A 12,435-nucleotide genomic window follows, 5' to 3' on the forward strand; every position below is an offset into this window, starting at 1 on the left:
AATTTTAACTGATCGGTTAAGCAAAATCTTAATTTATTAACGTATTTGTGACGATTGTAACATTTGTGTTAATTTATGGTTGATACGAGTTAAAATCATCGTTCAATTTGGTTTTTGAGAAGACTAATTTTGGTCTGACTACTAACTAAATCGAATGCAATGACCAAATTAAAGATTACCTTGTTCACTTTGACCATGCTCTGTTTCATGCAGATTTATGGTCAAACGTCGCTCATTAGCGGCAAAATTACCGACGCTTTGGGGCAACCAATCCCAGGTATTTCGGTAAAAATTAAAGGAACCACAATTGGAGCCTCTTCCGATGCGAAGGGGATATTTTCTATTAAAAGTGCAAACCCTGCCACATTGGTTTTTAGTGGAATTGGCTACGCAACAAAAGAATTTGCCTATAGCGGGCAAAGCAACATAACCATTATGTTAAGCGAAGATCAGCAAAACCTGAACGAAATTGTGGTGACTGCATTGGGTGTGAAACGCGATAAGCGAAATTTAACCTACAGCTCGCAAGAGGTAAAAGGCGATCAGATTACCCAGACGAAAGAGCCTAACCTCGTAAATGCATTGGCAGGTAAAGTTTCAGGCGTTCAGATTACCAGTTCATCGGGTACTCCCGGAAGTTCATCGCGTATCGTAATCAGGGGGGCCAACTCTCTTTATGGTAACAACGAGGCTTTGATGGTAATTGATGGTATTCCGGTTAACAACGATGAAACTGGTAACCTCAACACGGGGCCAGGCACCAATCGTATTGCCGATCTTGACCCTAATATTATCGAAAGCATTAACGTGTTAAAAGGTGGTGCAGCAACAGCTTTATATGGATCAGATGGTGCGAAAGGCGTGATTATTATCACCACTAAAGCCGGCAGTTTGAATAAAAAGCCTTCAATTAGTTTTTCTTCTTCTTTTTCAATGGAGAAACCATTGTTGCCGGAGATCCAGAATAAATATTCACTTGGTTCTAATGGGGTGTATTTTGATGGCGTAAATCAAAAAACAAGTACTTCGTGGGGGCAAGAATGGATACCTTAAAAATTAACGGCCAGCCTGCGCAGGTATATGATCAGTCTGATTTATTCTTTAAAACCGGAAAAACATATACCAACACAGTAGCCATAAATGGGGGCGGGGCTTACAACTCTTATTTTCTATCTTATACCAATTTTGCACAGGACGGAACAGTACCAACTTCTTCTTTCGACAGGAACACTGTTTTCGGGAAATTTACTACACAAATTGTAAAAGACCTGAATGTTACTTTCTCCTTAAATTATGCCAATACCAAAAACCGCAGACTGCCTGAAGGTTATGCTTTGGAAAGTCCGGTGTGGACCATTTTTTCTGCCCCGGTTTCTTACAATCTGCAACCTTCGGTAAACCCAGATGGGAGCCAGCGTTTATACCGTTTTTCGCGTAATAATCCTTATTGGGTGCTAGATAATATCAGTAATACATCAGTTGTTAACCGTTTCCTGCCCACGTTTACAGCCGATTATAAACCCTTAAGCTGGTTAACGATTACCGAACGTTTTGGTGCCGATGTTTATGTAGAACAAGGCAAATACACCGAGTCTTTACTGTCAGTTTCTAATCCTAACGGAAGAATTGTAAATAACAATACCAATTTCAGGCAGTATAATAATGATTTGATATTGAATGCCAATAAAAGTTTTGGCGATTTTAATGTCGAAGCCTTATTGGGTAACAACCTCATTTCTACTTATTCGCAAAACGGCTATGCCAATGGTTTGGGGATTACGATTCCGGGCTTTAATAATATCGGCTCGGCTTCGACGGTTAAGTTTACAGAAACCAGTTACCTTACCCGGAAAATGGGCTTTTATCTGCAATCAAATATCGATTATAAAAAATTCATTATCCTGTCTTTAACCGGCAGATACGATGGTACTTCGGTATTGGCTAAAGATAATAGGTTTTATCCTTATGGCTCGGCGGCAACAAGTTTTATTTTCTCTAATTTCTTCTCAAAAGGCCTTTCTGAGGTGATGAATTTTGGAAAGTTAAGGCTTTCTTACAGTACTGTGGGTAATGCAAGTATTGGTCCATATAGCTTACTTACGCCCTACGAATCGCAAACAATTAGAAATACTACCTTTCCTTATCAGGGGCAATCAGGTTTCTTAATCAGCCAAGTACTTAGCGATCCGAACCTGAAAAATGAGCGTATTAACGAGTTTGAAGTTGGATTAGAAACTGGGTTTTTTAAAAACCGTTTAGGCATTGAGCTTACCTATTTCGATAAGCGGACAAAAAATGGCATCATCCCATCGGTGGCTTTGGCACCATCTACAGGTTTTAACGCAACAAGTGTAAATTCTGCAGCCATGCGCAACCGGGGTATTGAGGTGTTGTTAAATGCTAAACCAATTTCGACCCAGGATTTTAGCTGGGATTTAACAATTAACTATAGCAGAATCAGAAACAAAGTACTTTCTATATATAAAGACCTGAAACAGGTTGGTAATGGTTTCACTTTTATTTTTGTTAACCAGCCTTACGGCGTAATTTATGGTACACGATATGCCAGAAATGCAGCAGGTCAATTGCTTACTGATAACGGAGGCCTTCCTTTTGCAGCCGACGAGCAAGGCATTATCGGGGATATTAATCCAGATTGGATGGGCGGTATTGTTAATAATTTCAGGTATAAACAGTTTACGCTTAGTTTCTCTTTTGATATGAAAAAGGGCGGCGATATTCAGAATAACGTAGATGGTTATGGTTATTTCTATGGTACACCTAAAGTTACCGAAGATCGTGGACCACGTGTAGTTGAGGGCGTTAATGCAACGACTGGCTTGCCCAATACAGTTTCAGTTTTAGGACAAGCTTATTATCAGCGTGCCAACAGCGTTCTTGAATCGGTAATCCAGGATGGAACCTATGTGAAATTGCGAAATGTAAGTCTCGGTTATAATGTTAAACCAACTTGGTTGCAAAAAACACCTTTCAAAACTATCGGATTTCAGGTAACCGGCCGGAACCTTTGGATTTATGCACCACACTTTACCGGTGGCGATCCGGAAGTAAGTTCGTTTGGCTCATCAAATGGTTCGCAAGGGATTTATTCGTTCTCAACGCCTACATCAAGATCTCTTGATTTTAGTTTGAAACTTACCTTATAGCCCTAACAATTAGAAAGAAATAACATGAAAAAGATATATTTTATTTTAGGCTTTGCACTGATGGTAGCATTAGCCGGATGCAAAAAATACCTGGAGGTAAATGAAGATCCAAACAGACCGATTGATGTTAAAGAATCGCTGATGTTACCGCCTATACAAATGCTGATTTCGCAAAATATCAATGCATCGGGCGATGGAAATTTAAGTGTGGTGCTGCAGCAATATTTGCAGGTAATGGCACTTAACCAGGTGGCACCAAATTTTGGTACTTACCTGATGTATAACATCGATATGGATGGCGACTGGAATAATGTGTATGTAAGAACATTGAACAACCTTAATTTATTAAAAATTAAAGCTGCTGCCAATGGCAATTCTAATTATGGGGCTATTGCTAAAATTCTTACAGCCTATACCTTGGGTTACGCAACAGATGCCTGGGGTGATCTTCCTTACAGTCAGGCTTTTTTAGGTGTAGGGCAGCCAACCCCGGCATACGATAGTCAGCAGCAGATTTATGTTCAGATTCAAGCTTTACTGGATGACGGAATAGCCGATATTGCGAAAAATGCCGGCCTTAAGCCCGGAAACGACGATTATGTTTACGCAGGGGATATGGCAAGATGGAGAAAACTAGCTTATACTTTAAAAGCACGTTATTACCTGCACCTGAGTAAAGCGCCCGGAAATACAGCTTCTGCGCAGGCACAGCTGGCTTTAACTGCACTAACTAATGGTATGCAAAGCAATGATGATGATGCCAAAATTGCTTTCAGCGGTGCAGCGGGGTCAGAAAATCCATGGCAGCAGAATTTTTTACCGGGCACTACATTTGTGCTTGCTAATACTTTTGTTGATGCTTTTACAACACGGAACGATCCAAGATTAAGCAAAATGGTTAAACCCGCCAAGCAAACCGGTTTATTTATGGGCCGGCAGATTGGATTAGATGAGATTGGAAGTTTAGAGGCTTACTCAATTCCTGCTGATTTTTATGCAGGTGCCAATGCCAATAACTACCTGGTAAATTATACAGAGGCATTATTCATAAAGGCTGAAGCTACACTTGTATTGTCGGGTTTTGCAGGTGCACAACCTTTTTATCAGGATGGTATCAGGCAGCACATGATTAAAGTAGGCGTGAACACAGCTGATATGAATAGCTACATTGCTTCGCGGGGGACACTTAGCAGTACAAATGCACTCCGTTTAATTATTGAAGAAAAGTCGGTTGCGAATTTTCTTAATGCCGAAAATTATACAGACTGGCGCCGTACCGGATTTCCGGCTTTAACCAAAGTGAAGAATGCACTTTCCGAAATACCAAGAAGGGTACTTTACCCAAATACCGAAATTACAGCAAACCCACAGCCACAACAAAAGGCTAAAATTACCGACAGGTTGTGGTGGGATATGAATTAAATAAATACGGTTAGTAAATAGTGATGAGGGTACCCAGGATTGGGTATCCTTTTTTTGTTGTAAAAAAGAAAGCGTCAGTTCTCAAATTGAAAACCGACGCTTTTTATTATTTAATAATCTGTTTTTATTAAAATCTTACGCCAAATGTTAAGAATACATTGTTTCTGTTACTTTTAACATCCGCTACTGGTTCTGAGTAATCATTCAATTCGTAAGGACTTGAGCTGAAATTGTTTTTATAATTCTGATAAGCTAAATCAAAATAGTAATTGTCTACTCTATAGCCAATTCCCCCTGTATAATACTGACCTTGATAGAATTTGTTGTCTCCGCCTTTAATACCGCTTCCATTTACACCGTAACCACCTCTTAAACTAATTTCATTGGTTACTTTCACTTCAGCGCCAAAACGATAGTTAACAGTTTCCTTGTAAGAATTTTTGATAAAATCGTTCGAGCTGTTAATGGTTGAGATATCTGAATTATTATCAGCAGAAAAACGCATCGATGAATAATCAACATAATCAACATCAGCAGATAGTAATGCAGTACCAGCTATAACATAACTTAAACCAGCAGATGCCTTAAGTGGAGTGCGTAAATTGTAACTGAAGGTGTAATATCTACTTGGGTTGTTTGAGTTTGAAGGTGAATTTGTTGCGTTTCCAGCCAGTTTCGCTTGTAAAGTTTCAGAAGTATTATCTTCCAGGTTCATCCATGTTGGTGTTTGGAAATTTAATCCGATCCTCAGTTCATTAACCGGTCTGAAAATCATTCCCAGTTTTAGGTTAAAACCCCCACCTTTTGTTTCTTGATTTCTGAAATGGGTAAGTGAATAATTTTCATTACCAGTATATTGAGGTGGCGTCAAGCTATCATCAAATGTATTAACGATACCTGATTCAGTAAAGGTAGCATCGCTGGTGTACTTTACATTCACGAAACTAGCCGTGGCTCCAATGTAAACCTTGTTGCCAAAATTAAGTGCTCCTGCAACATTAAATTCTGAGGTAGACCCTAAACGTGCCTCATCCCAGTTTTGCTTAAAATTAGCATTGTTATAAGGCTCTGCAGAGTATTGATTTGGAAAAGTTGGTGTATTTTTATTGATTAAATAGCTACTGTATGCATCACCTGCAACAGTATTATTTATCCCTGAACTGTTAGCCTGGTCAACATATGCATCTCTTATTGAGCTGTTTGTATTGGTTCCGTTATAACTGATGTTATTTAAGAAATCATTATTTCTGGTGTAACTTAAACCAAAAACACTGCTAACTAAGCCTTTGCTTACATCGCTACCTTTCATTCTGGCAGCAGGGCTGTAAAAAACTACTCCCAGATTATTCAGGTTAATCTGGTTTTTATTTGCTTTGATGTTATTGCCTAAGAAAGCACTTTGATTGGAAACGCTATTAAATTCTGGTGTAATGCTAAATTCTGATTTGGTAAACAAGCCTAAGCCCGCAGGGTTGGCATTGATAGAACCAATATCTCCACCTACACCAATTTGTGCACCTCCCATACCTTTAAACCTGGCAGAAGAACCGTAATTGGTTTGAGAGAACCGATAAGCATCTGGCGCATAACTTTGGGCGTAAGCCGTTCCCATAGTAGCTACTGTAGCTACTAGTGAAGCTAAAATATATTTTTTCATCTTGTGTGTTTAAAATTGATTAACCTCTTCCTGCTCTTGATGGGCGTGAACCGCCGCCACCACCGCCGCCGCCAGTTGAACCGCCACCGCCGCCACTTGATGGTGGTGGAGAATAACTAGGTCTGCTTTCTGTTCTTGCAGGAGGACTGTAGCTCTCATTCCTTGTCGGTCTGCTGCTTTGAGTTCCTTGTTGAGGTGAATAGTTGTCGTTTCTTGTTGGTCTGCCACTTTGTGCGCCCTGGTTTTGGGTATATCCTCCATTTGCCTGATTTCTAACCGGTCTGCCAGCATTATTATTAGGTGCGTAAGAAATACCACCATTTTGATTAGCTATGCCCGATCTGCCAGGTCTGCCACTGTTTCCAGCGCTGCCTCCATACCTTGGTACACCGCGGTCATCACTTCCTGGTCTTGCTCTATAATTTCCTCTATTCGAATAAACGCCGCCACCACCATAATAGCCGCCACCCCAGCCACCGCCGTAGTATCCGCCGCCGCCCCAACCGTAACGGTCGTAGTAGGAGTTAGGTCCCCACGAGTTCCAGCCCCATGGGTTGTTCCAGCCATAGCCGAAATTACCATAGTAGAATGGGTTGTTCCAGATGCTGCCGTAACCCCAGCCACCGCCGTAGTATCCGCCGCCCCAGCCACTTAAACCGTAACCATTACTCCAACCTAAGCCAATACCCAGGTAGTTTGATGGGCCATAGCTACTGCCATAGTAGTAATTATCGAAATAGGGGTCATAATAGCCCTGAAAGCTGTAACCATTATGAAAACGGTTTATCCTTGATGAGTAATCCATATCATAATAAGGATTACTGGTGCCATAATATTCGTCATATTCCTGGTTGTCATATTGTCCCTGGTTACGCGCCTGTTGTTGGGGTTGAACCTGAACAATTTCTACCTCTCTGGCCTTCGCCACAGAATTATAAACATCATCATTCGACTTGTTCTGAGCCAATTTTGATGTAGAGCATGATGCCACCAGCCCTGCGGCAGCAATCATTACAATGGGTAATAATTTAATTGGTTTCATTGTGTTTATATTTAGTTGTGTGTGTGCATGGGATGTAATGAATATATTCAAATATAACTATTTAATTAGTCGCATAAAACAACAATTAAATAAATGATAATATTTTGTTAAACTTTTGTAGGCATAAATTTATAAATTTGCCATCTAATTTTACAGTTTTTAACACACAAATTACGTTCCAAATACATAAGATGAGCAAAGAAATTACAAGCCGGGAAGCCGATTATTCTCAATGGTATAATGATATTGTATTGAAAGCAGACCTTGCCGAGCACTCAGCTGTGCGCGGATGCATGGTTATTAAGCCCAATGGCTATGCCATATGGGAAAAAATGCAGGCAATACTGGATAAAATGTTTAAGGATACTGGTCACCAGAATGCTTATTTTCCATTATTCATTCCAAAGTCATTTTTCTCGAAGGAAGCTTCTCATGTTGAAGGATTTGCGACAGAATGTGCGGTTGTAACGCACTACCGTTTAAAAAATGACGGAAATGGAAACATCGTAGTGGATGAAACGGCTAAACTGGAAGAAGAGCTGATTGTACGCCCAACTTCAGAAACCATTATCTGGAATACCTACAAAGGCTGGATCCAGTCGTACCGCGATTTGCCTATTTTAATTAACCAATGGGCTAATGTGGTAAGATGGGAAATGCGTACGCGTTTGTTTTTACGTACTGCAGAGTTTTTATGGCAGGAAGGTCACACGGCACACGCTACAGCTGAAGAAGCGATTGAAGAAACGGAACGTATGTTACACGTTTATGCCGATTTTGCCGAAAACTGGCTGGCTGTTCCGGTAATCAGAGGACGTAAATCGCCAAATGAGCGTTTTGCAGGAGCTTTGGATACTTATTGCATTGAAGCATTAATGCAGGATGGTAAGGCACTTCAGGCAGGTACATCGCACTTTTTAGGACAGAACTTTGCAAAAGCCTTTGATGTTAAATTTACAGGTAAAGATGGTAAATTAGATCACGTATGGGCAACTTCATGGGGTGTATCTACCCGTTTAATGGGCGCTTTAATTATGGCGCATAGTGACGATTCAGGTTTAATTATCCCACCAAAACTTGCACCAATCCAGGTAGTAATTGTTCCGATTTATAAAAGTGATGAAGACCTTGCTAAAATCTCGGCATACGTAAATGAGTTAAGCATGCGTTTAAAAGGTATGGGCATTTCAGTAAAATATGATGATAGGGATACGCAACGTCCGGGCTTTAAATTTGCCGATTACGAATTAAAAGGTGTACCTGTTCGTATTGCTATTGGTGGTCGCGATTTAGAGAATAAAACGGTAGAAATTGCCCGCAGAGATACTAAAGTAAAACAAACCGTACCTCAGGAAGGCCTTGATATTTACATTGCTAAATTATTGGAAGACATACAGCAAAGTATGTTTAACAAAGCTTTGGCTTACCGCGATGAGCACATTACAGAAGCCAATTCTTACGAAGAGTTTCAGCAGTTGTTAGATACCAAAGCAGGTTTTATTTCGGCGCACTGGGATGGAACACCAGAAACGGAGCAAAAAATTAAAGAAGAAACAAAAGCAACTATCCGTTGTATTCCTTTAGATAATAAACTGGAAGATGGTGTTTGTATTTATTCGGGCAAACCATCCATACAAAGAGTGTTGTTTGCAAGAGCATATTAGAATAGTTCTGAGTCGTGAGTTTGGAGCCGTGGGTCTCCCTGCCAATGGCCAGAATTAGTCTTGTTTTGTTTTTTGCAATAGTTTAAATTAATCGTTAGTTGGGAATCTCATTATCCTTGCTAACGATTTTAAATTTTAATGTAAAATAGTATCGCGGAAACAGATGTTTTCAAATCTTATTTCGATACTTGTTAATCATCCTAGTTATTAGAAAAAATGAAATTCGCAACTAAAGCTATACACGCGGGTCAGGAGCCTGATCCAACTACAGGTGCAGTAATGACACCGATTTATCAAACGTCAACCTATTGGCAAAAATCGCCCGGTGATAATAAGGGGTACGAATATTCGAGAGGCACAAATCCTACGCGTAAGGCTTTAGAAGATTGTTTGGCTGCTTTAGAAAATGCTAAATATGGTCTGGCTTTTTCGAGTGGGATGGGTGCTACCGATGCAGTATTAAAATTATTGCAGCCAGGTGATGAGGTGATTACCGGAAACGATTTGTATGGAGGATCTTACCGTATTTTTACTAAAATTTATACGAAGTATGGCATTAAGTTCCATTTTCTGGATCTTTCTAAGCCTGAAAACATATTGCCTTACATTAACGATAAAACTAAGCTGGTTTGGATAGAAACACCTACCAACCCAACCATGCAGATTATCGATATTGAAGGGGTAGCTAAAATTACCAAAGAGAAAAATTTAATTCTTACTGTTGATAATACCTTTGCATCGCCATATTTACAAAACCCGATTGATTTGGGCGCTGATATTGTAATGCACTCGGTAACCAAATACATTGGCGGCCACTCTGATGTGGTAATGGGTGCTTTGGTAACCAATAACGAAGCATTGTACAAAGACCTTTGGTTTATATACAATGCCTGTGGAGCAACCCCCGGACCTCAGGATGCTTTTCTGGTTTTAAGGGGGATTAAAACACTTCATTTAAGGATGAAGGCGCATTGCGAAAATGGCGAGCGTATAGCGCGTTATTTAAAAACGCATCCAAAGGTGGATAAGATCTACTGGCCGGGCTTTGAAGACCATCCGAACCATGATGTGGCCAAAAAGCAAATGCGGGGTTTTGGCGGCATGATTTCAATTACCTTGAAAGGTGCCGATTTACAGGAAACTTTTAGGATTTCATCAAATTTTAAAGTATTTACACTGGCTGAGTCGCTCGGTGGAGTAGAATCGCTGATTAACCATCCGGCTACGATGACGCATGGTTCGATACCGAGAGAAGAGCGTGAGAAAGTAGGGGTAACCGATAATCTGTTGCGTTTAAGCGTTGGGGTAGAAGATATCGACGATCTTTTGGAAGATCTGGAACGTGCGTTGGCTTAAAAAATAGAATTCCGTCATCTCGACTTCGCTGCGCTCCGCTCGAAATGACGGTTTTGAAGAGGACTTATCTAAACGTACATCAACTTGCATAATAACCTGCGGGTTTGAAGGCGGTATAAATAAAGTCTGTCATTCCCAATTATTCTTGAACGCCACGCTCACCTGTACTAATTTAATAACATGCAATTCCTCGAACTAAAAAATTTTCTCGATCATAAAGTAGAACAATACAACCGGCCTAATTTTATTGTGAATGATCCGGTTTGTATTCCACATTTGTTTGAAAAAAAACAGGATATCGAAATTGCGGGTTTCTTTGCTGCAGTACTCGCCTGGGGGCAGCGTAAAACCATTATTAATAAATGTAGGGAGTTGCTTAACCGGATGGATAATGCGCCTTACGATTTTGTGCTACATCATAACGATGGGGATCTAAAACGCTTACTGAACTTTAAACACCGCACTTTTAACGATACTGACCTGCTTTATTTTATTTCGTTTTTTAAAATGCACTACAACCATTTTGATAGTTTGGAGCAAGCCTTTGTGCCAAAGCAAGATGTTTTTCTTGATGCATATCTGGAAGTATCTAGTGCAGGAAGCGAACCATTTAATACATCTGGGGTTTGTTTAACAGGTCAGCTGCAGATTTCTATAGAACAATGCCTTAATTATTTCAGGCAGTACTTCTTTTCGTTGGATGATTTTCCATATCGCACGAAAAAGCATATTTCTTCGCCAAAGCAAAAATCAACCTGTAAGCGTTTAAACATGTTTTTAAGGTGGATGGTAAGGGCTGATGATAAAGGCGTTGATTTTGGGCTCTGGGATACATTAAAACCTAAAGATCTGGTTTGCCCTTGCGATGTGCACGTAGACCGGGTGGGACGCCTTCTTGGACTAATTAACCGCAAGCAAACCGATTGGTTAACGGCGGTAGAATTAACCAATCACTTAAAGGAGTTCGATCCCTTAGATCCGGTTAAATACGACTTTGCTTTGTTTGGCCTTGGCGTAGAAAAGGTATTTTGATGTTAAAGTGAGAAAATTCAAAAAAAACCTTCTTTTTTAGAATCAATCTTCCTATTATTACGTAGTGTTTCTACTTTTTAGTGTAGATACTGTCTATTCCAACAGCAATTTCTATGATCGCAGTTAACTTATCTGATGAGGACAGGTGGAAGAAGTACAACAATTTTTCGCCTTTAATCTCCATTTTTAAAAAGTTTCATCCACTCAACGATGAAATTGAAAAACGCATTAACCAGCATACCTTTCCGATTAGCTATAAGAAGAATAAATACCTGGTTTCGCCGGTTGACCGCAATAAATTTCTCTTTTTGATTGTAAAAGGGGTAGTAAGGGGATTTATTAAGGATGGAAATACAGAAATTACCACCTGGATTGCGAAAGAAAATGAAGTGGTGGGAACCATACGTAATTTATGGGTAGAAGGCGATTCGGAAGAGTATTTGCAGGCATTGGAAGACGTAGACTTAATTGCCATCCCACATGTATTATCAGAATACTTGTATGAAAATTTTACTGAGGCCAATATTGTTGGGCGAAAAATGATGGAGCAATATTACCGCTCCGCGGAAGAGCGCGCCTATCTCTGCAGAATCTCTTCAGCTGAAAAAAGATATAAACGATTTTTGGTTTCATTTCCTGATCTTATAAACCGGGTTTCTTTAAAACACATTGCTTCATTTCTGGCGATCAGGCTGGAAACATTGAGCCGGATACGGGCTAAAATCTAAATCAGTTTTATTATTGCTTCCTGGTTTTTACAACTAACGGAATAGAGGATTATAACAAACCTTTATTCCGTTTTTTATTATTAAAATATTTCTTTTTTGCTCTAAAATTGTATTATAAATAATACATGTTAGAACATAGTTGTTGATTATTGTCAAAAAAACATCTTTTTAAACACCCTCATGACTAGATATACAAAATCATATTATCTTTTTTTGTTTACTTTGTAGTATTCAAAAGACAGTTTTTGATTGATTATGTTTGATTAATTTTTGCTTCTCAATCTCCAAAAACAAGATTTTAAATAGTATCTATCCCTTCAAGATTGTTTTGTTTTCAGTGATGACAAACTGATTCGGCTAACATTAA

At 39.6% G+C, this 12,435-nt stretch carries 9 protein-coding genes; 7 read left to right on the top strand and 2 right to left on the bottom strand.

Features of this window, described 5'->3' with window-relative positions; all coding sequences use genetic code 11:
* The first annotated feature begins 159 nt into the window (after positions 1–159).
* The 3 genes from G7074_RS20800 to G7074_RS20810 are packed head-to-tail and all read left to right on the top strand — an operon-like array spanning position 160 to position 4,589.
* Positions 160–1,053, top strand: coding sequence for a TonB-dependent receptor plug domain-containing protein (locus tag G7074_RS20800; RefSeq protein ID WP_166211083.1), 894 nt, complete (start codon positions 160–162; stop codon positions 1,051–1,053).
* Positions 1,029–3,167 (top strand): TonB-dependent receptor domain-containing protein, encoded by a 2,139-nt coding sequence (locus G7074_RS20805; protein ID WP_166211086.1) that lies wholly within the window; start codon positions 1,029–1,031, stop codon positions 3,165–3,167. The genes G7074_RS20800 and G7074_RS20805 overlap by 25 nt, the downstream gene beginning before the upstream one ends.
* A 24-nt stretch (positions 3,168–3,191) precedes the next feature.
* The gene (locus G7074_RS20810) at positions 3,192–4,589 is read left to right on the top strand and encodes a SusD/RagB family nutrient-binding outer membrane lipoprotein (protein WP_166211089.1); all 1,398 of its coding nucleotides are present in this window, start codon (positions 3,192–3,194) and stop codon (positions 4,587–4,589) included.
* Between the two features lie 127 nt (positions 4,590–4,716).
* Here G7074_RS20810 and G7074_RS20815 read toward each other — a convergent pair whose 3' ends face one another.
* Together G7074_RS20815 and G7074_RS20820 are read right to left on the bottom strand one after the other, a co-directional pair.
* Positions 4,717–6,246, bottom strand: coding sequence for an OmpP1/FadL family transporter (locus G7074_RS20815; RefSeq protein WP_124559230.1), 1,530 nt, complete (start codon positions 6,244–6,246; stop codon positions 4,717–4,719).
* A gap of 19 nt (positions 6,247–6,265) precedes the next feature.
* On the bottom strand, positions 6,266–7,288 hold the full coding sequence (locus G7074_RS20820; RefSeq protein ID WP_166211092.1) for a hypothetical protein: 1,023 nt from the start codon (positions 7,286–7,288) through the stop codon (positions 6,266–6,268).
* Between the two features lie 191 nt (positions 7,289–7,479).
* Here G7074_RS20820 and proS point away from each other — a divergent pair, with 191 nt between their 5' ends.
* From proS to G7074_RS20840, 4 genes are all read left to right on the top strand, one after another.
* Positions 7,480–8,952 (top strand): proline--tRNA ligase, encoded by a 1,473-nt coding sequence (gene proS, locus G7074_RS20825; RefSeq protein WP_124559228.1) that lies wholly within the window; start codon positions 7,480–7,482, stop codon positions 8,950–8,952.
* Positions 8,953–9,168: 216 nt separating this feature from the next.
* Complete coding sequence (locus G7074_RS20830; RefSeq protein WP_124559227.1) at positions 9,169–10,308, top strand: cystathionine gamma-synthase; 1,140 nt, start codon at positions 9,169–9,171, stop codon at positions 10,306–10,308.
* 180 nt (positions 10,309–10,488) lie between these two features.
* Complete coding sequence (locus tag G7074_RS20835) at positions 10,489–11,340, top strand: TIGR02757 family protein (protein WP_166211095.1); 852 nt, start codon at positions 10,489–10,491, stop codon at positions 11,338–11,340.
* A gap of 113 nt (positions 11,341–11,453) precedes the next feature.
* Positions 11,454–12,068 (top strand): Crp/Fnr family transcriptional regulator, encoded by a 615-nt coding sequence (locus tag G7074_RS20840; protein ID WP_124559225.1) that lies wholly within the window; start codon positions 11,454–11,456, stop codon positions 12,066–12,068.
* The last annotated feature ends 367 nt before the right edge of the window (positions 12,069–12,435 follow it).

The organism is Pedobacter sp. HDW13, assembly GCF_011303555.1.
Lineage (GTDB): Bacteria > Bacteroidota > Bacteroidia > Sphingobacteriales > Sphingobacteriaceae > Pedobacter.

Coding starts and splice junctions, on each gene's coding strand:
- G7074_RS20800 (WP_166211083.1), top strand. CDS start 160: ATGACCAAATTAAAGATTACCTTGTTCACTTTGACCATGCTCTGTTTC.
- G7074_RS20810 (WP_166211089.1), top strand. CDS start 3,192: ATGAAAAAGATATATTTTATTTTAGGCTTTGCACTGATGGTAGCATTA.
- G7074_RS20815 (WP_124559230.1), bottom strand. CDS start 6,246: ATGAAAAAATATATTTTAGCTTCACTAGTAGCTACAGTAGCTACTATG.
- G7074_RS20820 (WP_166211092.1), bottom strand. CDS start 7,288: ATGAAACCAATTAAATTATTACCCATTGTAATGATTGCTGCCGCAGGG.
- proS (WP_124559228.1), top strand. CDS start 7,480: ATGAGCAAAGAAATTACAAGCCGGGAAGCCGATTATTCTCAATGGTAT.
- G7074_RS20830 (WP_124559227.1), top strand. CDS start 9,169: ATGAAATTCGCAACTAAAGCTATACACGCGGGTCAGGAGCCTGATCCA.
- G7074_RS20835 (WP_166211095.1), top strand. CDS start 10,489: ATGCAATTCCTCGAACTAAAAAATTTTCTCGATCATAAAGTAGAACAA.
- G7074_RS20840 (WP_124559225.1), top strand. CDS start 11,454: ATGATCGCAGTTAACTTATCTGATGAGGACAGGTGGAAGAAGTACAAC.